This window comes from Streptomyces sp. NPDC047042 (assembly GCF_040644035.1).
GTDB lineage: Bacteria > Actinomycetota > Actinomycetes > Streptomycetales > Streptomycetaceae > Streptomyces.
Genome location: NZ_JBEYVP010000044.1, coordinates 1 through 22243 on the forward strand (window position 1 = coordinate 1; position 22243 = coordinate 22243).

22 protein-coding genes and 1 tRNA gene are annotated in these 22243 nt (G+C 68.8%); 11 read left to right on the plus strand and 12 right to left on the minus strand.

The window, feature by feature from the left end; genetic code table 11:
• Nucleotides 1–641 precede the first annotated feature (641 nt).
• Both ABZ855_RS38740 and ABZ855_RS38745 read left to right on the plus strand, forming a co-directional pair.
• Nucleotides 642–923 carry a hypothetical protein gene (locus ABZ855_RS38740; RefSeq protein WP_360815365.1) on the plus strand — a complete coding sequence of 94 codons (282 nt, stop codon included), beginning with the start codon at nt 642–644 and terminating at the stop codon, nt 921–923.
• A complete protein-coding gene (locus ABZ855_RS38745; RefSeq protein WP_360815368.1) occupies nt 920–1318 on the plus strand; it encodes a PIN domain-containing protein in 399 nt (132 codons plus the stop codon). The genes ABZ855_RS38740 and ABZ855_RS38745 overlap by 4 nt, the downstream gene beginning before the upstream one ends.
• Before the next feature lie 142 nt (nt 1319–1460).
• Here the strand turns inward: ABZ855_RS38745 and ABZ855_RS38750 are convergent, their stop codons facing one another.
• From ABZ855_RS38750 to ABZ855_RS38775, 6 genes are all read right to left on the minus strand, one after another.
• On the minus strand, nt 1461–1850 hold the full coding sequence (locus tag ABZ855_RS38750; protein ID WP_360815371.1) for a hypothetical protein: 390 nt from the start codon (nt 1848–1850) through the stop codon (nt 1461–1463).
• 97 nt (nt 1851–1947) lie between these two features.
• Complete coding sequence (locus ABZ855_RS38755; protein WP_360815374.1) at nt 1948–2793, minus strand: helix-turn-helix transcriptional regulator; 846 nt, start codon at nt 2791–2793, stop codon at nt 1948–1950.
• A 27-nt stretch (nt 2794–2820) separates the two neighbouring features.
• Nucleotides 2821–3333 (minus strand): DUF6879 family protein, encoded by a 513-nt coding sequence (locus ABZ855_RS38760; protein WP_360815567.1) that lies wholly within the window; start codon nt 3331–3333, stop codon nt 2821–2823.
• Nucleotides 3311–3541 carry a hypothetical protein gene (locus ABZ855_RS38765; protein ID WP_266499683.1) on the minus strand — a complete coding sequence of 77 codons (231 nt, stop codon included), beginning with the start codon at nt 3539–3541 and terminating at the stop codon, nt 3311–3313. Before ABZ855_RS38765 ends, ABZ855_RS38760 begins: the two co-directional genes overlap by 23 nt.
• A 401-nt stretch (nt 3542–3942) precedes the next feature.
• Nucleotides 3943–4575, minus strand: a complete 633-nt coding sequence (locus ABZ855_RS38770; protein ID WP_360815377.1) for a DUF2461 family protein — start codon at nt 4573–4575, stop codon at nt 3943–3945.
• Between the two features lie 268 nt (nt 4576–4843).
• A tRNA-Gly gene (locus ABZ855_RS38775) sits at nt 4844–4917 on the minus strand.
• Between the two features lie 405 nt (nt 4918–5322).
• Between ABZ855_RS38775 and ABZ855_RS38780 the strand changes: the two genes are divergently transcribed.
• The 3 genes from ABZ855_RS38780 to ABZ855_RS38790 all read left to right on the plus strand — a co-directional run bounded on the left by ABZ855_RS38780 (nt 5323) and on the right by ABZ855_RS38790 (nt 6719).
• Entirely contained in the window at nt 5323–5511 is a 189-nt protein-coding gene (locus tag ABZ855_RS38780; RefSeq protein ID WP_319206338.1) for a hypothetical protein, read from the plus strand.
• Nucleotides 5512–5610: 99 nt separating this feature from the next.
• Nucleotides 5611–6186 (plus strand): dCTP deaminase, encoded by a 576-nt coding sequence (gene dcd, locus ABZ855_RS38785; RefSeq protein ID WP_319205753.1) that lies wholly within the window; start codon nt 5611–5613, stop codon nt 6184–6186.
• A 5-nt stretch (nt 6187–6191) separates the two neighbouring features.
• Nucleotides 6192–6719, plus strand: a complete 528-nt coding sequence (locus ABZ855_RS38790) for a phosphoribosyltransferase (RefSeq protein ID WP_360815380.1) — start codon at nt 6192–6194, stop codon at nt 6717–6719.
• Between the two features lie 49 nt (nt 6720–6768).
• Here ABZ855_RS38790 and ABZ855_RS38795 read toward each other — a convergent pair whose 3' ends face one another.
• A complete protein-coding gene (locus ABZ855_RS38795) occupies nt 6769–7239 on the minus strand; it encodes a hypothetical protein (RefSeq protein ID WP_360815390.1) in 471 nt (156 codons plus the stop codon).
• A gap of 76 nt (nt 7240–7315) precedes the next feature.
• Here ABZ855_RS38795 and ABZ855_RS38800 point away from each other — a divergent pair, with 76 nt between their 5' ends.
• Nucleotides 7316–7972 carry a hypothetical protein gene (locus ABZ855_RS38800; protein ID WP_360815392.1) on the plus strand — a complete coding sequence of 219 codons (657 nt, stop codon included), beginning with the start codon at nt 7316–7318 and terminating at the stop codon, nt 7970–7972.
• A gap of 76 nt (nt 7973–8048) precedes the next feature.
• On the opposite strand, the gene ABZ855_RS38805 is transcribed toward ABZ855_RS38800, so the two are convergent.
• The 4 genes from ABZ855_RS38805 to ABZ855_RS38820 form a co-directional block, all read right to left on the minus strand.
• Nucleotides 8049–9146 carry a Yip1 family protein gene (locus ABZ855_RS38805; RefSeq protein WP_360815396.1) on the minus strand — a complete coding sequence of 366 codons (1098 nt, stop codon included), beginning with the start codon at nt 9144–9146 and terminating at the stop codon, nt 8049–8051.
• 51 nt (nt 9147–9197) lie between these two features.
• Entirely contained in the window at nt 9198–10580 is a 1383-nt protein-coding gene (locus tag ABZ855_RS38810; RefSeq protein ID WP_360815399.1) for an FG-GAP and VCBS repeat-containing protein, read from the minus strand.
• Nucleotides 10581–10730: 150 nt separating this feature from the next.
• The gene (locus ABZ855_RS38815) at nt 10731–12077 is read right to left on the minus strand and encodes a VCBS repeat-containing protein (protein ID WP_360815402.1); all 1347 of its coding nucleotides are present in this window, start codon (nt 12075–12077) and stop codon (nt 10731–10733) included.
• A gap of 132 nt (nt 12078–12209) precedes the next feature.
• Nucleotides 12210–14504 carry a heterodisulfide reductase-related iron-sulfur binding cluster gene (locus ABZ855_RS38820; RefSeq protein WP_360815405.1) on the minus strand — a complete coding sequence of 765 codons (2295 nt, stop codon included), beginning with the start codon at nt 14502–14504 and terminating at the stop codon, nt 12210–12212.
• A 251-nt stretch (nt 14505–14755) separates the two neighbouring features.
• On the opposite strand from ABZ855_RS38820, the gene ABZ855_RS38825 reads away from it, so the two are divergent.
• The 5 genes from ABZ855_RS38825 to ABZ855_RS38845 all read left to right on the plus strand — a co-directional run bounded on the left by ABZ855_RS38825 (nt 14756) and on the right by ABZ855_RS38845 (nt 20125).
• Nucleotides 14756–15784 (plus strand): MraY family glycosyltransferase, encoded by a 1029-nt coding sequence (locus tag ABZ855_RS38825; RefSeq protein ID WP_360815408.1) that lies wholly within the window; start codon nt 14756–14758, stop codon nt 15782–15784.
• A gap of 164 nt (nt 15785–15948) precedes the next feature.
• Complete coding sequence (dnaK, locus tag ABZ855_RS38830) at nt 15949–17793, plus strand: molecular chaperone DnaK (protein ID WP_360815412.1); 1845 nt, start codon at nt 15949–15951, stop codon at nt 17791–17793.
• A complete protein-coding gene (grpE, locus tag ABZ855_RS38835) occupies nt 17790–18449 on the plus strand; it encodes a nucleotide exchange factor GrpE (RefSeq protein ID WP_360815415.1) in 660 nt (219 codons plus the stop codon). The genes dnaK and grpE overlap by 4 nt, the downstream gene beginning before the upstream one ends.
• A gap of 36 nt (nt 18450–18485) precedes the next feature.
• Entirely contained in the window at nt 18486–19673 is a 1188-nt protein-coding gene (dnaJ, locus tag ABZ855_RS38840; RefSeq protein ID WP_360815418.1) for a molecular chaperone DnaJ, read from the plus strand.
• Nucleotides 19674–19678: 5 nt separating this feature from the next.
• Nucleotides 19679–20125, plus strand: a complete 447-nt coding sequence (locus ABZ855_RS38845) for a helix-turn-helix domain-containing protein (protein ID WP_360815421.1) — start codon at nt 19679–19681, stop codon at nt 20123–20125.
• 74 nt (nt 20126–20199) lie between these two features.
• On the opposite strand, the gene ABZ855_RS38850 is transcribed toward ABZ855_RS38845, so the two are convergent.
• Nucleotides 20200–22185: a PA14 domain-containing protein gene (locus ABZ855_RS38850; RefSeq protein WP_360815425.1), complete on the minus strand. Its 1986-nt coding sequence runs from the start codon at nt 22183–22185 to the stop codon at nt 20200–20202.
• Nucleotides 22186–22243 lie beyond the last annotated feature (58 nt).

The window sequence follows — 22243 nt, forward strand, 5'->3', positions numbered from 1 at the left end:
AACCGCCGAGACCGTCCTGCCCACCGAACTCACCGCATAGCCTCAACAGGAGATCACCGAGTGGCCGTCGATACACCACTCCAGCGGACGTGACCGGCATTGCGGATCAAGGTGGTGCCTGAAGGGACAAAGGGACAGGTGTCCCAGGGGCAGGTGCATGGTGCTGCCGGGCGGGCCGGCCGCTTCAGCCGGTGCGACGCCCAGAGCATCGGATGTCTCATGGGCCTGGGACAACAGCCGCCACCCAACCCGCAACGGTGGGACGATCCCACCCCGACAACCTGCGGAAACAAGGCACCCTGGGATGCCTGTGAGGGACGGGACACCCTGAGGCACGACCGGACACGCGGCGGACGCACTCCGCGGCCCGCCGCCTCGTCCGGATTGCACCGCTGCTGACCGGGGTTTCCCGCTCTTACGGGCACGCGGAGGGCACGGAATCTCGGAAAAGATGGAAGCCGGTGCCACCGGGTGCCCACCGGGGGCACCCCACAGGGTCCGCCCCATGCGCAGATCAGCCGTTGAGGTGGCGTTGCTGCTGCACCGGTCCACCAGCCTCCGCACTCAACTCCCTCGTCATCCGCTCAGGGTCCACGTGCGCTTGCTACGCGCTATGCCATATTCAATGGCACACTCGACGTGTGACTGACGACGATGTTGACTTCCCACCCGGCGATGGCCCCACCAGCGGTATCTCTGTCACCCTGACTGCCGGAACTCTGCATGCGATCCGTGAGCGGGTCGGCAAGCGAGGCGTTTCGGCCTACCTGGAGAAGGCGGCCCAGCGCCAGATCGAGCGGGAGAACCTGGACGAGCTGATCGCGGACTTCGACAAGGTGCACGGCCCGGCCGACCCCGAGGCCGTGGCGGCTAAGCGTGCCCGGCTGACTGGACGCGCCTCTAACGCTGGAACGGCCGCGTGAGCGGTGCCCTGGTCCTGGACAGCGAGGGCCTGGCAAAGGCCGTACAGCGTGATCGGGAGATCCACGAGTGGCTGACGGCGGCTCGCGACGCCGACCTACCAGTGATCACCTCAGTCTCAGTGCTGGTCGAGGTGATCCACCCGAAGATCAACGACGCCGCACTGAAGTGGACCCTGTCCCGTCTGAGTGTCGAGCCGGTGACCCAAGCCGTCGCGCAGTCGGCTGCCGCTTTGCTGCGTACAGCGGGGTTGCACGGCCACAAGTACGCCATCGACGCCATGCTGTGTGCGACAGCCCTGCAGCATCCCGGCCGGGTGACGATCCTGACTTCGGACGTGGAAGACATCGAGCTGCTCACTGCCGAGCACCCACGCGTGAGTGCGGAGAAGGTGTGAACCGAGGCACCTTGCAAAGACTGGCGCTCGCTGTGGGCGTGGTCGCGGGCGGCGTCGCACACCGGCATCAGCGCCATCTTCTCGTCGGGGTGCTCGTGGACGTAGTGGGACAGCTCCCGGATGATCTGGTCCTCCCTGACACTCACGGGGCACCGAGTCCATGGCGCTGGGCATAGATCCACAGGAGCCTTCGGGTGACGTCGGCGGCGTCCCGGAGGTAGATGAAGGCGCCGAACGACGGTGTCTCCGCGGTCGGACGGTTCTGCAGGTCGAGGAGCCGGTACCCCGTGCGGAACAGCTCCCGCACATCCTCGTCCTCGTCTGCCCCCAGATCCTCACCGAGGAGAAGGTTGAGGTGCCCGATGATCTCTGGCAGGGACCCGTCCATGTCCTTGCGGGTCGAGGTGGCCATCTGCATGGCGAGCACTGCATCGGTGCTCTCGGAGATCGTCTCGACGTCGACCGGGAGAACTTCGGTCCCAGCGCTGTCGGTTGCTCTCGATGCCTTGCCACTACTTGCCACAGTGATCACCGCTTCGCCCCTTCAGCGCACGAATTCAAGCCGTGCCGGTAACGCTAAGAAGGGCGGTGGGTGAGGCTCTACGAGTGTGCCGGAACTTGCCCGGCATTCACCCCAGGGATTCGATGGCTGCCGTGATGAGTTCGCGCGCTGCCGGGCCGTAGACGGCAAGTTCGGCCAGGTCGGTGAACGTCTGGGCATACATGGCAAGTTCGTGCTTCTGCGTGACGGCGAGATGGGCCGAGACGAGTTCGACGTGGACCGTGTGGTCGTCGTACAGGAAGAAGCCCTCGACAGGCCAGAGGCTGGAACGGTCGGCGTCCTCGGGAATGATGCCGATGCTCACCGAGGGCAGTGCCATGACGCTGAGCAGGTAGCCGAGTTGGCCGGCCATCACCTCGGTACCGCCTATGCGCTTTCGGAGTGCTCCCTCTTCCAGGAGGATCGCGAACGTGTGGTTGCCGTACACGATCTGCTGCTTCTCCACGCGCACCCTGACAGCCGCCGGCAGGTCATCAATGAGGCCGCGACGGTCGCGAATAGAGGTGAGCAGCGCGGTGATGTACGAGCCCGTCTGCACCGGGCCGGGAATCAGCCACGGCGAGTAGATGCGGAAGCGCTGAGTGCGTTCCCACAAGGGGAGGACGGACTCCTGGGCCTGCTTCAGGCCGGTGCGCTCCATCCGACGCCACTCGACGTACATTCCCTCGATACCGCGGGCTGTCGAGACGAGATCCTCGGCCGCGCTCTGTGCGCCGCAAGCGGCGGCCCACGCACGAAGGTCGCGCTCCGAGGGCGGACGCGTGCCGCTCTCGAAGCGCGAACACTTCGACTCGTGCCAGCCGAGACTCGTGGCCAACGCTCGCTTGCTGAGCCCGGCTTCGAGCCGGATTTCGCTCAGGCGTTTCCCCAGGGCCCGGCGGGCTTCCTGAACGCTCGAAGATGGCGATGTCATGTCGCTGCGAAGGTGCCGTTCGCGCTGTCAGGCCGGCTGGAACTCTGCGTGGGGTGTTGCCCGTGCCCATACGGCCTCGAAGGCCGACTCGCAGAGCTTCGCGACCTCAGGGTCTTCGGTGAGTTCCACCTCCATGTTCTCGCCGTCGCCGTCGAAGTGGTTGACGAGGACGAGGCTGGAGTCGAAGAGCCAGAAGTCGTTGCCCGGCAGGGTGAGGCCCGTTGCGTGTCGCCGGGAGAGCCAGCGCACGTCTTCGCCGGCGGCGATGTTCAGGCCATTCGTCACGTCGTACTCGAAGCGGATGTACTCGCTGACGGGAGTTGAGACGACCCGGGCCCGGCGCACTTCAACGCCTCGGGAGGTCGCCTCCGTGACGAGGCTGTGCCAGTCTCCCCAGCGCTCGGCCGGGTCGAGTGTCATGCCGGCCTTCCAGTCGATGAAGGCCGGGTCCGACTTCATGTAGGCGTCGCGCATCTCCAGATGGACGGCCGTCCTCTGGCACTCGCGGAACAGCTCCTCAAACGTCGGGGTCCTCATCAGCCTTCTTCACCTCCAGGAAGAACTGCACCATGCGCCGGGGGATCTCCACCACCGACTCGTGGCCGGGGATGTCCATCTGCCCGAGGCGCTCGATGTCCTCCACCTTCCAACCCTGCACGAGGTAGCTGTCCTTCTCCTCGTCGAGGTAGATGGTGGGGGAGCCGCCACTGGGACTCTCCGGGTCCTTACCGAGCTTACGCAGGGCCATGATGTCCTCCTCGAATGCCGGTAACGATCTCTGTGCCAGAGCTTGCCCGCGACGGTGCCGTGAAACGAGGAACTTGCCGAAACTTGCCAGGAGTACGGAAGTTGACCTTATGCGGCCGGGGGCTTGGGTGACGAGCCGCAGGTCAGCCGGGGACCGCTGGGATGGCCGGATTCGGCTGCTGTATGCCCCTCCGCGCTGGCAAACCTCGATCGATGCAAGTGGGCACGGATCACCGGGCTGTAGGGTCCCGTTCTTCGCTGCATACACCGAGGCTGTGACCTGCGAATTCTCGCGGTGCCTCACGTTGCTTCATCTGCGGTTGTCTCGGCGCGCGGTGCATCCCCGCCAGGTTTGGCGACACGGGTGTGGTTCCTCCCGTGCCGCGCGGCGCCCTCGTGACGTCAGGCGGCGCGCTTCACGTGGCGGACCAGCCACATGAGCAGGGCGTCCAGGTCGGCGGCGGCCGAGAGGACCCGGTCGACCGCCTCGGGGGTGTGCAGCCACTCCTCGCAGCCGAGGGGACGGGCGGCGATCAGCGAACGGTGGCGCAGCAGGTTCGTACGGGAGTGGTCCGTCGGATAGCCGCGCGGGGGACGTTTCATCACGTCCCCGGAGATGTCGTAGCCCTTCTTCCGCACGTCCTCGACGATGGCGGACAGTTCGCGGCCGCTCTCCTCGGAGGCCACGGCTTTGCGGAACGTGTCCACCTGGCCGGGATCGGGGTACCACCAGGCGCCCTGAATCCGCAGGCCGTCCAGGTCGAACCGGAGACCGATCTCGATCTTGCGGCCGAGCCGGATCACCGCGCCCTGGTGCTGCCACCACCAGGAGTTGGTGCGGTAGCGCCAGACGGAGAAGTCCTCGTACCGGGGGTCGGTGTCCGCGACCTCGTTGAGCAGGGCGATCATTGGTTGCCGGACCAGGCGTTCACGGTCCGCGCGGTAGCGCTCGCGGGTCGCGTGGGTCGGTTCGCCCTGGAGTTGCCACAACACGTCCATGGCCTGCTCCGGCCAGCCGGTGAACTGTCCACGCATGCGGGCAGGTTAGCTCTTCCATGGTCCGCGCGGACAGTGAGACGGGTAGGGAGGCGTGGCTCCAGACAAGGTGGGAGATGCTGCACCACGAACGCGATCGAGAGCGTCAACACCCGCATCCGCAGGTCCGTCCGCGCCCGGGGGCACTTGCCCCTGTCCAAAGGACACGGCATTGCGGGTTCGGTTCCGCGACGCTCGCAAAAAGCAGGTCGCCTTCAAATTGGACTGGACAACAAACAACCCCAGGCCACTGACCTGGGGTTTCATATGGAGCGGGTGACGAGAATCGAACTCGCACTCTCAGCTTGGGAAGCTGATGTTCTACCACTAAACTACACCCGCGTAAGACGCCGGTACGACCGGTGTCCGAACGCTCAGTCACTCTACCGTACGCCAGGCCCCCGGCGCCGAAGCCGTGGGGTCTGCCCCCGTTTCTGGGCGGTTCCGGCGATGTTCCGGATGTGAATCACCCGCAGATCAGCCCCTGACCGGGCCGAAACCGCCCGCGAACCGCACGCGCACCGCACGCGAAACGCAGGCGAACCGCACCCGTTCCCACCCCGTGACCCGGCTGCGGGCGGCCGGAGTTGGGGCGTACGGTGGGGGCGCGGAAGAGGGGTCGGGCAGGATCGGGCGGGATCGGAGTGCCGCCTGGAGGGCCGCCCTTTTCGTCCCGTAATGTGACGGTCCTCGTCGGTCTCGACAGTGACCGACGATGGCTCTTGGGGAAGGGACTCTGAGGACTTGATCGAGCGCACCGTCGTCCGTTGTGCCGAAGGGCACGTGTTCAGCACCGCTTCGTTTCCGATGCAGCAGGCCGAGCGGCTCGGCCCCGGCCGGCTGGTCCGGTGTCCGCGCTGTGCGCGGCTCCGCAGTGTGGTGCCGGTGACGTTGGAGCAGCAACAGCAGCAGCGGAGCACTACCACCAGCAAGTGACATCGCAGGAGTAGAGGCAGTAGCAGTAGCAGAAGCAGTCGCAGGCGCGCGGGGTCGACCGATGGTGTCGGGTTCGCGCGCCTTGCGTATCCTCGGGGCGTGCTTCTCTCAGACAAGGACATCCGGGCCGAGATCGATTCCGGGCGGGTACGGATCGAGCCCTACGACGAATCCATGGTGCAGCCGTCGAGTGTCGACGTGCGCCTCGACCGCTTCTTCCGGGTGTTCGAGAACCACCGCTACCCCCACATCGACCCCTCGATCGAGCAGGCCGACCTGACACGCCTGGTCGAGCCCGAGGGCGACGAGCCGTTCATCCTCCACCCCGGGGAGTTCGTGCTCGCCTCCACGTACGAGGTCATCACGCTTCCCGACGATCTCGCCTCCCGCCTCGAGGGCAAGAGCTCGCTCGGGCGCCTCGGGCTCGTCACCCACTCCACCGCCGGGTTCATCGACCCGGGGTTCAGCGGACACGTGACGCTCGAGCTCTCCAACCTCGCCACCCTCCCCATCAAGCTCTGGCCCGGCATGAAGATCGGCCAGCTGTGCCTGTTCCAGCTCAGCTCGTCGGCCGAGTACCCGTACGGCAGCGAGCGGTACGGCTCCCGCTACCAGGGGCAGCGTGGGCCCACCGCCTCCCGGTCCTTCCTCAACTTCCACCGGACACAGGTGTGAGTGACATGAGTGGTGTGAGTGGCGTGAGTGAGATACGGGAGAACCTGACCTACGAGGCGTTCGGTGGTGCCGTGCGTGAGCTCGCGCAGAGCATCGCCGACGACGGGTACGAGCCCGATGTCGTGCTCAGCATCGCGCGGGGCGGGGTGTTCGTCGCCGGTGGGCTTGCCTATGCGCTCGACTGCAAGAACATCCATCTGGTCAACGTCGAGTTCTATACCGGCGTCGGGACCACGCTTCCCATGCCCGTCATGCTCGCGCCCGTCCCGAACGCGATCGACTTCTCCGACAAGAAGGTCCTCATCACCGACGACGTCGCCGACACCGGCAAGACGCTCAAACTGGTGCGGGACTTCTGCCTGGACGCCGTCGCCGAGGTGCGTTCGGCGGTGATCTACGAGAAGACGCAGTCGCTCGTGAAGTGCGAGTACGTGTGGAAGCGGACCGACGCGTGGATCAACTTCCCGTGGAGTGTCCTGCCGCCCGTACACCGGCCGGGAGCGGCGGCGACGCCGAACACGGAAGCACTCTGACGCCCCGCCCGCCTTACCCGTCCTGCCAGCCCTACCCGTCCTACTCGCCCTACCTGCGCACGGCGCTCAGATCGCGGCGGAGCACCACGCGGGCCGCGCGCGTCGCGTCTCCGTGCGCCTCCCTGGCGGTCGAGTACTCGGCCGAGGCCAGGTCGTGGCCTTCGGCCAGTACCTCCCTCACCTCGCGGAGGGTGTGGTAGGACGCCGTTATCGCGGCCTCGACCTCCTCCGAGACGCCCAGCAGGAACATGCGTTCCCGGGCCTCGTCGCAGCCGGAGGCGCGGAAAGCCTCGCGGACCCTCGCCGCCACCTCGGCGTGCGGCCCCCCGTCCGCGACCGAGCCTCGCATGGCCTCGTGGGCCCGCCGGAGCGTGACGAAGCAGTCCACGTACAGATCGCGGCGATCCTGGAACACCCGATCGATCATCGCCCGGCGCCAGCGAACATGCTCGACGGCTATGGTGGCCCCCGCTCCGCCGGCGATGCCGACGGCGGTACTGACGATCGTTGTCCACTGCACGGCGCGAATTCTCGCATGTGGACGCGGAGTTGATCGCGAAGCCGCAGCCCTCCACGGTCATTGATACGGTCCCGGCATGCCTGAAACGCGCGGATCGAGAGGCCCCGTCACCGCCGACGACGTCGAGTACGCCGTCCGTCTCGCGGTGACCACCCTGCGGGCGGCGACAGCGCCGGACTGGGACGCCAAGGCCGGTTCCCTGGAGTGGAGTTGCTGGGAGACCGTCGAGCACCTCGCCGACGACCTGTTCTCCTACGCTGCCCAACTCGGCCCCGCGAGCCCGCCGTTGGACACGCATGTCCCGTTCGTCTGGAGCCGGAAGAAGCCGGGCGGCCCGGCGAACGTCATCTTCGCGGACCGTGACGCCGGCACGGCCGGCCTGTTGCAGGTACTGGAAGCCTGCGGCGCCCTGCTGACGGCCGTCGTGCGGACCGCGCCGCCGGCGGTCAGGTCGCACCACGTCTTCGGCGCGTCCGATCCCGAGGGCTTCGCCGCCATGGGGGTCGTCGAGACGCTGGTGCACATGTACGACATCGCCGAGGGCCTCGGTATCGGCTGGGTGCCGGACGCCGACGTCTGCCACCGGGTGCTGCTCCGGCTCTTCCCCCACGCCCCGACGGACACCGACCGGTGGCTCACCCTGCTGTGGGCCACCGGCCGCGCGGAAATCCCGGGCCGGCCGAGACTCACGCAATGGCGTTGGCACGGCGCACCCGCCGCCGACCGGCAGTAGACAGCCCCCTGGAGCCTCAGCGGGCCCTCTGGCACCTCAGCGGGCCCCCTGAAAACTCAGCGAGCCCTCTGGAACCTCAGAACGTCCCCAGCTTCACGATCGACAGCAGCGCGATCAGCTGGATCGCCGACGCCCCCAGTGCCTTCGGCCACGGCAGGTCGTGGGAGCGGCGGACCATGATGGTCAGGAGTACGCCCGCCGCGACCCAGGTCGCCCAGCCGAGGATCTGTACGAAGGGGGCGTCGCCGCCCGCGAACATCGCGACGACGAGGCGCGGCGCGTCCGTGATGGACATGACCAGCATGGAGAGGCCGACCGTCGGCTGCCAGGCGCCGTCGCCGCCGAGCTGGCGGGCCAGGGTGTGGGTGACCACGCCCAGGATGAACGCGCTCAGGACCATCGCCACGCCCGTCGTCAGCACGATCGGGATCGCGTTGCTGAGGGTCGCGTTTATCGTGTCCTGGCGGGTGTCGTCGAACCCGAAGACGGCGATCAGGCCGTACAGGAACGTGACGACGAGAGCGGGCGCCCACACCTGGTAGTCGCGCATCTGGAGGAACGTGCGGTCGGGGGCGGTCACGATGCCCCGCAGCAGTTCCTTCCAGCCCAGCCGAGGACCGGTCGGCGGGGCCGAGGGGCCGCCCGCGCGGTAGGTGTCGCCCTGGTTGTACGGGTCGTCGCCCGTCGTGAACGCCTGTGTGTGACCAGGGTTGTTGGCCGCGTACGGGTCCACGGGGGCGTTGGGGTGGCCCTGGGGGCCGTGGCCGTACTGGCCGTGCTGCTGCCCGTGACCGCCGTCGCCGAAGTACTCCGGCTCGCCGTGTCCACCGTGTCCACCGTGCCCGCCCTGTCCGCCGTAGCCGCCGCCGGGGTTCGGCTGCGGGGGCCACTGCCGCCCTCCGGCGCCGCCCGGGCCGCCGTAGGACGGCTGTCCGCCGCCGTACGGCTGCTGCTGCGGCGCGGAGGGGTAGCCGTACGACGGGCCGCCCTGCGGGGGCTGCTGGCCGTACGGCTGCTGCCGCGGTTGTTGTTGCGGTCGCGCTTGCGGGGGGCGGTTGTCCCGGCCGCCGCGTCCGATCCTGAATCCAGCCACGTCATCGAACGTACCTGGTCCCGGAGAGTGGCGCGTGGGGCCCGGGCTTCCGGGCCCCGCTTTGCTGCCGACCTGTGACATCCCGTAAGGGGGGCCTGGGCCGCTTCCCTAGGGGAGTTTCGCTTCTGTCCCTTACGGGAGCATGCCATCGATCAGGCTGTCCGGCACCACGGTCGCCCCGGCCGTCCTGATCCCCGTCGCCGAGCCGAGCAGGCGCACGGAGCTCACGCCGCCCGACACGTACAGGTCGGCCTTGCCGTCGCGGTTGCCGTCGCGCAGGCGCAGCTTCGCGCCGAACATGTCGCCGGCTGTGAGGTTGCCGGGGATGCCGGCCGTGCTGCGGGCGAGCCACTGCGAGCCGGTGGTCGTGAGACCGCCCGCGCGGCCGTAGAGGACGTGGACCCCGCCGGCGTACGGCTGGCCGCCGATCTTCTCGCCGTACGCGCCGATCGCGAGGTCCCGGTAGCCGTCGCCGTTGATGTCGCCGGCGGCGATGCCGGCGCCGAAGTCGTCGTACTGCTCCGTACTGTCCGCGATACCGGGTGTGTTCTGGGTGAGGCGGGTGACCCTGGCGGGTCCTGCGGCGGCGCCGTACCAGATGCTGACCATGCCGCGGTAGGAGGAGAACAGCGGGGTGCCGATGGCGATGTCGACCTTGCCGTCCTTGTTGAAGTCGGCGATGACGCCGTCGCCGCCGCGCTCGACCTGGCCGCCGAGGCTGTGCACGCCCTCCAGTCGGAGCGTGCGGCCGGGGACCAGGTTGGTGCCGCCCTTGATGAACCAGGCGTCGGAGGCGATGGTGCCGTCGCCGAGGACATCGCCGATGACGACGAGGTCGGTCTTGTTGTCGCCGGTCACATTGCCCGCGATCAGCGAGGAGACCTCGAACTGCCCGCTCCTGTCCAGGGCGGTGACCGAACCGGCCACGCCCGCGCGGGAGATGGTGCCCCGGTAGACCCACGCCTTGGCGCCCGCGACGACGGCCAGGTCCTTCTTGCCGTCCCCGTTGAAGTCGCCGACCGCGAGGTCCGTGCCCATCCGTGCCCACGAGGTCTGCGACCGCGCCGGGATGCTGGTCCCGCCGGACAGGCCCGCCCTGCTGCCCCAGAGGATGGTGACCGAGCCCTGGCTCATCCGGCCCGCCACGCTCTCGCCGGTGGCGGATACGGCCAGGTCGCCGTACCCGTCGGCGTTGAAGTCGGCGGCGGCCCGGACGTTCCCGAAGTTGTCGTCGACCTCGTCGGAGTCGGGCACACCGGGGCTGTTCTGGCCGATGTACTGGACCTTGGTGCCCGGTCCGTTCGCCGTGCCGAAGGTGACCTTGACGGCGCCGCCCCGGTGCTCGTGCCGGGCGCCGTAGGAGAACTCGGCGTAGTCGCGGTGGCCGTCGCCGTTGAAGTCGTCGGCGTACTTGGCGGGGGCCGCGGTGGCGGGCGTGGTGAGGGCCAGTGGTGCCAGGCCGGTGGCGAGCAGGGTGGCGGCCAGGGCCGCCGTGGTGATGCGTTCGCGTCGCATGGTGGTCTCCCCGATACAGGTGTACCCGGACAAGTGCCCGTCCGCGTACGCGTGTTGGCACGGTGGGCGGTTCCCGTGAGTACGTGGGAGACGGTCGGTGACGGCCGAAGGTTGTACGCGGGAACTCCTACAGGACCCCTGCAGGAACCTCTACAGGAACTCCGAGCTCGAGAACGTCACCGACGGCTTCGCCGCCACCAGGCCGTTCTTCGTGCCGGGGTAGACCGCCACCTCGTCCCACGTCTCCCCCCGATACGTCCGCACCGCCAGGTCCGCCCGGCCGTCACCGTCGAAGTCGCCGACCGTGAGGACGCGGGTCGTGCCCCGGGTCGGTGGGGCGACGGTGACCATGCCCTTCGTCGAGAGGCCGGCCGCGGCTGTCGGGGCCCGGAAGATCCTCAACCGGGAGCCGCTGGAGACGAGTTCGTCGCGGCCGTCGCCGTCGAAGTCGCCGGTGTCGAGCATCGAGCCGGGGGTGGCGAGGGTGCCGGAGGCCGCGTCGGGGAGGTCGTAGCGCAGGGACGTTTCACCCATCGCGCCCACCGCCGCGTCCAGGTTCCTGCCCTTGCCGAAGCGGCCGAGGGCTACGTCGATGCCCTCGGGCAGTACGGCCCCGGTGCGTGTCGGGCCGTTCGGGCCGCCGAGGACGACCGCCGACTTCGCGGTGCCGTCCGCCGTACGGACGATGAGGTCGTCGTATCCGTCGCGGTTCACGTCGGCCGCCGGGCCCGTGGGGACGTTGCCGGGGGCGATGATCGGCGGGCCGGCCTTGCGCGGGGTGCCCTTGCGGGTGAACGGGCCGCGCAGATAGCTGAGTTGGCCCTCCGAGGCGTGGACGACCAGGTCCTTGGCGCCGTCGCCGTCGAAGTCGCCGCACACCGGCTGGTCGGGCCAGTCGTTGCCGGCGCGGGCCTGGCCGGGGATCGTGAGGGTGACCGCGCGGCCGGTGAGGCCGTTCGGGGAGCCGAAGAGGAGCTGGAGGGGGACCGGGGGCCGGCCCTGGCCGTCGTAGGGCGGGTCCGTCGACACGATCAGGTCGGTGAAGCCGTCGCCGTCGAGGTCGCAGGTCTCCTCCGCGTCGAAGACCGCCGGCAACTGACCCTTCGTACGGGCTGCTTGGCGGGACGGGCTGAGCAACTGGCGGGCGCCCGGGACGAGTCCGCCCGGGGAGCCGTAGACGATGCCGATGCCGGCGTCGTCGGTGTGGAGCTGGTCCTTGACCAGGTCGTTGAGCACGAGGTCTCGGTGGCCGTCGCCGTTGAAGTCGTCGGGGACCTTGCTGCCGTCGCCCTGCGGGATCGGGCGTTGGGCGGGGGCCTTGGCGGCGCGGATCGGGGTCCGGTCGGGGGTCGCGCCCTCGTCGCCGGAGAGGGGGCCGCAGGCGGTGAGGGCCACGAGGGCGCCGATGGCCGCGAGGGCGCTGGTGGCCGTCGTACGCCGACCGCCTCTTCGCACCCGCGCCCGCGCCTGCGTTCGTGCCCGCACCTGCGCCCGCATCCGCACCCTGCACCTCGTCCGGACCATTGACCCCATTGGCAACTACCCAGTAATGATGCACGTGTTCGAGACAAGGCGACAGCCCCGTGCCCGTACGGGGCAGAGGGCTGTCGACAGTGGTCGTACCGCCGGTTACTTCACCGGCTGCGGCTCCGGTGCGTTCTCGGACTCCGGCTCGTCCGCCGGGGGCTCGTCGTCGGGGACCGGGGTCTTCACGGACGTCAGGAGCAGCTGGGCGACGTCCACGACCGTGACGGACTCCTTCGCCTTGCCCTCGTTCTTCTTGCCGTTGACCGAGTCGGTCAGCATGACGAGGCAGAACGGGCAGGCGGTGGAGACGATGTCGGGGTTGAGGGACAGGGCCTCGTCGACTCGTTCGTTGTTGATGCGCTTGCCGATCCGCTCCTCCATCCACATCCGCGCGCCACCCGCGCCGCAGCAGAAGCCGCGTTCCTTGTGGCGGTGCATCTCCTGCTGGCGCAGGCCCGGGACGGCCGACATGATCTCGCGCGGGGGCGTGTAGATCTTGTTGTGGCGGCCCAGGTAGCAGGGGTCGTGGTAGGTGATGAGGCCCTCGACGGGGGTGACCGGGAGCAGCTTGCCCTCGTCGATGAGGTGCTGGAGCAGCTGGGTGTGGTGGATCGTCTCGTAGTCGCCGCCGAGCTGCGGGTACTCGTTGCCGATCGTGTTCAGGCAGTGCGGGCAGGTCGCGACGATCTTCTTCGCCGACCTGGGCTTCTTCGACTCCTCGGTGACCTTGCCGTCGTCGTCCATCTCCTCGCCGAACGCCATGTTCAGCGCCATGACGTTCTCCATGCCGAGTTCCTGGAACAGCGGCTCGTTGCCCAGCCGTCGTGCCGAGTCACCCGTGCACTTCTCGTCGCCGCCCATGATCGCGAACTTGACGCCGGCGATGTGGAGGAGTTCGGCGAACGCCTTGGTGGTTTTCTTCGCGCGGTCCTCGAGGGAGCCGGCGCAGCCGACCCAGTACAGGTACTCGACCTCGGTGAGGTCCTCGATGTCCTTGCCGACGACCGGGACCTCGAAGTCGAGCTCCTTGAGCCATTCCAGGCGCTGCTTCTTCGCCAGGCCCCAGGGGTTGCCCTTCTTCTCCAGGTTTTTGAGCATCGTGCCCGCCTCGGAGGGGAACGCGCTCTCGATCATCACCTGGTAGCGGCGCATGTCGACGATGTGGTCGACGTGCTCGATGTCGACCGGGCACTGCTCGACGCAGGCGCCGCAGGTGGTGCAGGACCACAGGACGTCCGGGTCGATGACGCCGTTCTCCTCGGCGGTGCCGATCAGCGGGCGCTCGGCCTCCGCCAGCGCGGCCGCCGGTACGTCCTTCAGCTGCTCCTCGCTGCCCTTCTCCTCGCCCTCCGCGGTCTTGCCGCCACCCGCGAGCAGGTAGGGGGCCTTGGCGTGGGCGTGGTCGCGCAGCGACATGATCAGGAGCTTGGGGGAGAGCGGCTTGCCGGTGTTCCAGGCCGGGCACTGCGACTGGCAGCGACCGCACTCCGTACAGGTGGAGAAGTCGAGCAGGCCCTTCCAGCTGAACTGTTCGACCTGCGATACGCCGAAGACGTCGTCGTCACCGGGGTCGGTGAAGTCGATGGCCTTGCCGCCGGAGGTCATGGGCTGGAGCGCGCCGAGGGCGGTGCCGCCGGTCGCCTCGCGCTTGAACCAGATGTTCGGGAAGGCGAGGAAGCGGTGCCAGGCGACGCCCATGTTGGTGTTGAGCGAGACGACGATCATCCAGACGAACGACGTCCCGATCTTGATCATCGCCGTGAGGTAGATCAGGTTCTGCAGGGTGCCGAGCGACAGGCCCTTGAAGACGAGGACCAGCGGGTACGAGGCGAAGTACCCGGCCTCGTAGGAGTCCACGTGGTGGATCGCGCCCTCGAGGCCGCGCAGGGTGTAGATCGCGAGGCCGATGGTGAGGATGACGTACTCGACGAAGTACGCCTGGCCCGCCTTGGAGCCCGCGAAGCGGGACTTGCGCCCGGGGCGCGAGGGCAGGTTCAGCAGGCGGATCGCGATGAGGACGGCGATGCCGAGGATCGTCATCACACCGATGAACTCGATGTACAGCTCGAACGGCAGGAAGCCGCCGATGACCGGCAGCGTCCAGTCGGCCGAGAAGAGCTGGCCGAAGGCCTGCGCGAGGGTCGGCGGCAGCGTCAGGAAGCCGATCGCCACGAACCAGTGGGCGAAGCCGACGATGCCCCACCGGTTCATCCGGGTGTGGCCGAGGAACTCCTTCACCAGCGTCACGCTGCGCTGGTACGGGTTGTCCGTCCGCAGACCGGCCGGGACCGGCTGGCCGAGTTTGAAGTACCGGACGAACTGACCGATGGCGCGTGCGAGCAGCGCGACGCCGATCACGGTCAGGACGAGCGACACGATGATCGCGGCGAGTTGCATGGAGGGGCTCCTCAGGCCTGCGCGTAATGACTCGTAATGGCTGCGTAGTGACTCATGAAGCAGTTACTACTAAGCGGTAACTTAGGCAGTCTGCCAGAGACTACTCATATCTTGAACCGCACTGTAGTCAGCGGCGAAGTGATCTGGATCGCTCAGGCTTACCTGAGTCGTCGATCGAAACTCATCGGGACAGATGATGTTCTGTCGTGTTATTCGTACGGAATTGTTACATTTGCGCCTACCGTGAATCCGTGCTCTACGGGATTCTCGCCGCCACCGCCGCCCTGCTCCTCGCCGCCGTCCTCACCGCCCTCCTGCGGACCCTCGCCCTGCGGCTGGGGGTGCTCGACCGGCGCCGGGCGCGGCCCCTGCCCCTGCTCGGCGGACTCGCTGTCGCGCTCGCCACGGGCCTGGTCGCGGGCGCGGGGGAGTGGACCGGGTACGCCCCACTGGGGGACGGGGTCGGCGAGTTGCTGGTCGCCGGCGCGGGTGTCGGCGCACTGGGGCTGGTGGCCGACGTACGGCGGGTCAAGGCGCGCTTCCTCGTCGTCGGTACGGGCATCGCCGCCGCCTTTGTCGTGCCGTACCGGGAGCTGGGGCTCGGGGTCGGGCTGCTCGCGCTGCTCTGGATCGTGTTCGTGGCCCTCGCCTTCCGGGCCCTCGACCACGCCGACGGGCTGCTCGGGACGGTCGGGGTGCTCACCGCCTTCGGGGTGGGCGCGTGTGCCGCCGTCGAGGTGCTCGACGGGCTCGCCGTGCTGCTCAGTGTGCTGGCCGCCGCGCTCACCGGGTTCCTGATGCACAACTGGCATCCCGCGCGGATCGCCCTCGGCGCCTGCGGGTCGCTGTTCACGGGGTTCGTGCTGGCCTCGGCGGCGGTGATCGTGCGGACCGGGCACGAACTGGCGCCCAGCGCGGGGGTGTTGTTCGCGCTCACCGCCGTCGCGGGCGCCGATGTGGTGCTGGTGGTGGTGTCGCGGCGGCTGGCCGGACGGCCCCTGTCCCGGGGCGGGCCCGACCATCTCGCGCACCGGCTGCGGCGGCTCGGGCTCACTCCGCGCGGGGCGGCCCTGCTGCTCGGCGCGGGCGCCTTCGGGGCGGTGCTGGTGGGTGTGCTCGCGCACGGCGGGTGGGCCGGGGAGTGGGGGCTGTGGTGGGTGGTGGGGGTGGCCGGGGCGGTCGTCCTGGGGCTGCTGAGGGTTCCCGTGTACGAGGTTCGGCGGGGTCCGGCGGTGCAATCCGCGCAGGTCAGAGCAGCATTGCGTGTAAGGAACGGATAAGAGTTGAGTGGGGTCGACTCAGTTCTGTTGACCGGGCGACGGGAGTGATGCACACTTGAGCCTGTTCCACTCAAGTCAGACTGCAGGTCGGACTCCGGACTTCAGGCTCCACGTCAGGGTCCGACTCGGTCATGCAACTCGGTCATTCCCTTGGAGGAATCGAAATGGCACGTGCGGTCGGCATCGACCTGGGCACGACTAACTCCGTCGTCAGCGTTCTGGAGGGCGGCGAGCCCACCGTCATCACCAACGCCGAGGGTGCCAGGACCACGCCGTCCGTCGTCGCCTTCGCGAAGAACGGTGAGGTGCTGGTCGGCGAGGTCGCCAAGCGCCAGGCGGTCACCAACGTCGACAGGACCATCCGGTCGGTCAAGCGCCACATGGGCACCGACTGGAAGATCGAGCTCGACGGGAAGAACTTCAACCCGCAGCAGATGAGCGCGTTCATCCTGCAGAAGCTCAAGCGCGACGCCGAGGCCTACCTGGGCGAGAAGGTCACGGACGCGGTCATCACCGTCCCGGCCTACTTCAACGACTCCGAGCGTCAGGCGACGAAGGAGGCCGGCGAGATCGCGGGCCTGAACGTCCTGCGCATCGTGAACGAGCCGACGGCCGCCGCCCTCGCGTACGGCCTCGACAAGGACGACCAGACGATCCTCGTCTTCGACCTCGGTGGCGGCACCTTCGACGTGTCCCTCCTGGAGATCGGTGACGGCGTCGTCGAGGTGAAGGCCACCAACGGTGACAACCACCTCGGTGGTGACGACTGGGACCAGCGCGTCATGGACTACCTGGTGCAGCAGTTCCGCACCGGCCACGGCGTGGACCTCGGCAAGGACAAGATGGCCCTCCAGCGCCTGCGCGAGGCCGCCGAGAAGGCCAAGATCGAGCTGTCCTCGTCCACCGAGACCACGATCAACCTGCCCTACATCACGGCTTCCGCCGAGGGCCCGCTGCACCTGGACGAGAAGCTCACCCGCGCCCAGTTCCAGCAGCTGACGGCCGACCTGCTGGAGCGCTGCAAGACGCCGTTCCACAACGTCATCAAGGACGCGGGCATCGCCCTGTCCGAGATCGACCACGTCGTTCTCGTCGGTGGCTCGACCCGTATGCCCGCCGTCGCCGAGCTCGTCAAGGAGCTGACCGGTGGCCGCGACGCCAACAAGGGCGTCAACCCGGACGAGGTCGTCGCCATCGGCGCCGCGCTCCAGGCCGGTGTCCTCAAGGGCGAGGTCAAGGACGTACTCCTCCTCGACGTCACCCCGCTGTCCCTCGGCATCGAGACCAAGGGAGGGATCATGACGAAGCTCATCGAGCGCAACACCACGATCCCGACCAAGCGTTCCGAGATCTTCACGACGGCCGAGGACAACCAGCCGTCCGTCCAGATCCAGGTCTACCAGGGCGAGCGCGAGATCGCGGCGTACAACAAGAAGCTCGGGATGTTCGAGCTGACGGGCCTGCCGCCGGCCCCGCGCGGTGTCCCGCAGATCGAGGTCGCCTTCGACATCGACGCCAACGGCATCATGCACGTCACCGCCAAGGACCTCGGCACCGGCAAGGAACAGAAGATGACCGTCACCGGCGGCTCCTCGCTGCCGAAGGACGAGGTCGACCGGATGCGCCAGGAGGCCGAGCAGTACGCGGACGAGGACCACCGTCGCCGCGAGGCCGCCGAGACCCGCAACCAGGGCGAGCAGCTCGTCTACCAGACGGAGAAGTTCCTCAAGGACAACGAGGACAAGGTCCCCGGCGACATCAAGACCGAGGTCGAGGCCTCGATCGAGGAGCTGAAGACCGCGCTCAAGGGCGAGGACATCGCCGAGATCCGCACGTCCACGGAGAAGGTCGCCGCCGTCTCGCAGAAGCTGGGCCAGGCCATGTACGCCGACGCCCAGTCCGCGCAGGCCGCCGGTGGCGACGCGCCCGGCGCCGAGGCCCCCAAGGCCGACGACGACGTGGTGGACGCCGAGATCGTCGACGACGAGCGCAAGGACGGTGCCGCGTGACGGAGGAGACTCCGGGCTTCGACGAGAAGCCCGACGTCCCTTCCGGCGCCACGTCCGACGACGCCGAGCCGAAGGCCGCCCCCTCTTCGGAGGGGGCGGCCCCGGCCGGGGACGCAGCAGCAGCACAGGTCGCCGGTCTGACGGCACAGCTGGACCAGGTGCGTACGGCGCTCGGTGAGCGCACCGCGGACCTCCAGCGGCTCCAGGCCGAGTATCAGAACTACCGCCGCCGGGTCGAGCGGGACCGGATCACGGTCAAGGAGATCGCCGTCGCGAGCCTCCTGACCGAACTCCTGCCCGTGCTCGACGACATCGGCCGCGCGCGGGACCACGGCGAACTGGTGGGCGGGTTCAAGTCCGTCGCCGAGTCGCTGGAGTCCGTCGCCGCGAAGATGGGCCTGCAGCAGTTCGGCAAGGAGGGCGAGCCCTTCGACCCGACGATCCACGAGGCCCTGATGCACTCGTACGCGCCGGACGTCACGGAGACGACCTGTGTGGCGATCCTGCAGCCGGGTTACAAGTTCGGTGAGCGCAACCTGCGTCCCGCGCGGGTCGCGGTGGCCGAACCCCAGCCCGGGGCGACGCCGGCCGACAAGGACTCGACGTCGGGCGACGCGGCGGACGGCAAGGAGAGCGGTGGCCCGGAAGAGGGCTGACGTGCATGACGGCGGTGGGAAGGAGGGACGTCGAGGATGAGCACCAAGGACTTCATCGAGAAGGACTTCTACAAGGTTCTCGGCGTCCCCAAGGACGCCACCGAGGCCGAGATCAAGAAGGCGTACCGGAAACTCGCCCGCGAGTTCCACCCGGACGCCAACAAGGGCAACGCCAAGGCCGAGGAGCGCTTCAAGGAGATCTCCGAGGCGAACGACGTCCTCGGTGATCCCAAGAAGCGCAAGGAGTACGACGAGGCCCGCGCCCTCTTCGGCAACGGTGGCTTCCGCCCCGGGCCGGGCGCGGGCGGCGGCTCCTTCAACTTCGACCTGGGCGACCTCTTCGGCGGCGGCGCCCAGGGCGGGGCCGGGTCCGGCTCCGGCGCGGGCGGCTTCGGCGGCGGCATCGGAGACGTGTTCGGCGGCCTGTTCAACAGGGGCGGCGGCACCACCCGTACGCAGCCCCGGCGCGGCCAGGACATCGACACCGAGGTCACGCTGAGCTTCACGGAGGCGGTGGACGGCGCGACGGTCCCGTTGCGCATGACGTCCCAGTCCCCGTGCAAGGCCTGCTCGGGGACCGGCGACAAGAACGGCACACCGCGCGTGTGCCCGACGTGCGTGGGCACCGGTCAGGTGGCGCGCGGTTCGGGCGGCGGCTTCTCGCTCACCGACCCGTGCCCGGACTGCAAGGGCCGGGGCCTGATCGCCGAGCACGCCTGCCTGGTGTGCAGCGGCTCGGGACGCGCCAAGTCCTCCCGGACGATGCAGGTGCGCATACCGGCCGGGGTCGCGGACAACCAGCGCATCCGGCTCCGCGGCAAGGGCGCGCCGGGCGAGCGGGGCGGTCCGGCCGGTGACCTGTACGTCACGGTCCACGTCGACAGCCACCCGGTCTTCGGCCGCAAGGAAGACAACCTGACGGTGACGGTGCCGGTGACGTTCGTCGAGGCGGCACTCGGCGGCGAGGTCAGGGTCCCCACCCTGGGCGGCCCGCCGGTCACCCTGAAACTGCCCCCGGGCACGCCCAACGGGCGCACGATGCGCGCGCGGGGCAAGGGCGCGGTCCGCAAGGACGGCACCCGGGGCGACCTGCTGGTCACCGTCGAGGTGAGTGTCCCGACGGAGCTGGCGGGGAAGGCTCGTGACGCACTGGAGGCGTATCGCGAGGCGACCGCGGACGAGGATCCGCGGGCGGAGCTGTTCGAGGCGGCGAAGGGAGCCTGACCGAGATGGACGGTCGTCGACGCAATCCGTATGAACTGACCCACGAGACCCCGGTCTACGTCATCTCGGTGGCGGCCCAGCTCTCGGGCCTGCACCCCCAGACCCTGCGCCAGTACGACCGCCTGGGCCTGGTCTCCCCCGACCGCACCGCCGGCCGGGGCCGCCGCTACTCGGCCCGCGACATCGAACTGCTCCGCACGGTGCAGGCGCTGTCGCAGGACGAGGGCATCAACCTGGCCGGCATCAAGCGGATCATCGAACTGGAGAACCAGGTCGCCGCGTTGCAGCAGCGGGTGGCGGAGATGGAGTCGGCGCTTGACGGCGCCGCGGCGGCGATGCAGCAGCGGGAGGCGGCGGTGCACGCGTCGTATCGGCGGGATCTGGTGCCTTATCAGGAAGTTCAGCAGACGAGTGCGTTGGTGGTTTGGCGGCCGAAGAAGGCCAAGGACTAGCCACGTGGGTGTGTGAAGGGGCCCGGAGGTTCGACCGAACCTCCGGGCCCCTTCGCATCCCGTCAGGAAACCGGTCAGGAAACCGGCGGTACGACCACGCTCACCAGGACCGGCAGCGAGGTGGTGCCGTTTTCGCGGACGCCGACGACCTGATACCAGAGGGACGTTCCCCTGGGGACGTTCCTGTCGGTCATCGGGTCGGAGTCGGGCAGCGCCTCGAACGTGCTGGTCACCGGGTTCCAGCGGGCCGCATGAAGGCTCGCGTACTCCTCTGTGCCCGCGGGCGACCAGCCGTTCACCTGCACGTCGCCGACCGACGAGTACGACGCCCCGGCGGCGTGGGTGGCCCCGGCCGGGGTTTCCACCGTGGGCCGCAGGTCGTGCTCGGTGAGGTGGACCGTGGTGCCCGCACCGAGGTTGCCGGCGAAGTCGGCGGGCCGGACGACGTAGCAGAGGTTCTCGCCGTCCGCGACGTTCACGTCCCGGTACGAGGTCTCGGTCAGTTCCGTGTGCCCGATCTGCTCGGTGTCCGTGCAGACGCCGTCGACGGTGGTGCCCCGCCACACCGTGTACTGATCGAGGTCGGCGTCCGCCACCTGCGACCAGGTCAGGGTCGTGCCCCAGTCCGCGACGGTGGGTTTCAGGGACGCCGGAGCAGCGGGAGCCTGCTTGTCGGAGCCGGTGGTGGCCGCGACCTCGCCGCTGCGCAGGCCCTCCTTGTCGTTGCTGTCATAGCCGCTCACGGCGTAGCGGTATGCGGTGCCGGTGCCCGCTGACGAGTCGGTGCACAGGTACTGGCGGCTGCCGTCGGCGAGGGTGCGCCAGGTCCAGTGGCAGCGCTCGGTCACCTCGACCCAGTCGGTGCTCGTGCCCTTCGCGCGGTAGATCCGGAAGCCCATGTAGCCTCCGCCGGTCTTCGCGTCCGTGGTCCAGGTCACGGTGACCGCGTTGGGGTGGGGAAAGGCCTGCTTGATGATGGGGGCGGCCACCAGGCGGCGGGCGGCCTTGGACGCGGTGGAGGCGGTGACCCGGCCGCTCGCGTCGATCGCGGAGACGTTGTACTGGTTCGCGGTGGAGCGGGTCACGCGGGTGTCGGTCATCGACGTACCCGCGATCGTCCAGCTGGCGTTGCCGTCGATGGAAGAGGCGCGCATCACCCGGTAGTTGACGGCTCCGGGCACCGCGTCCCACTTCAGGGCGATCCCGGTGTCGGTGCCGGTGGCGGTGAGGCCGGTCGGCGTGGTGACGGCGATGCTGGTCACCTTGGCGACGGCGGTCTCGGCCGAGTAGTTCAAGGCCTTGTCGTAGGCCCGGACCAGATACTCGTACTGTCCCCCGGTGGCGGGCGGGGTGTCGGTGTACGAGGTGGTGGTCGCAGCGACGTCGCGCAGGACCTGCCAGCCGGTGGTGCCGGCGACGCGCCGGTACACCCGGTATCCGGCCAGGTCCAGCTCGGCGTTCTTCCGCCAGCTGAGCCTGGCCTGCTGGGTGACGCCGGTGTAGGTGGCGGTGAGGCCGGCCGGGGCGAGCGGCTTGACCTTGTCGACGGTCGCCGAAGTGCGGGGCGCGTAGCCGAAGTTGACGTTGGCGTTGCCGTTCCAGTGGGCGTAGTCGACGCGGAGGGTGTGCTTCCCGGAGGGGACCGTGACGTTGACGGTCTTCTTCACCGTCGACGACACGTTCTTCCACAGGTCGATCTTGCGCACGCCGTCGACGTAGACGCGGATGCCGTCCTGGGCGGCGCCGGTGAGGGCGAAGGGGCCACCGGAGCCGAAGTCCCGTGTCACGGTCCAGCGGACGCCGAACATGTCCTTGGGGAGGCCGGTGGCGGGGGCGTTGGCGCCCCAGTTCTCGGCGATGGAGGTGTCGCAGTCGGTCTTCTTCGGTGTGCCGGAGAAGGTGGTGTTCGCGAAGAACTGCCGCGTATAGACGGGGGAGTTGCAGGTGACCGTGGCAGCGGAGGCGGCCGGAACTGCGGTGCAGAGCAGCGCACCGGCGGTGGAGAGCACGACAGCGGTCGCGGTGGTGGCCGTGGCTGTCGTGCGTCTGGCTCGGTTCATGCGGTCCTTCGGTCCTGATCGTCGACGGCGGGGGAGCCGTTGATGATCAGGACTCCTG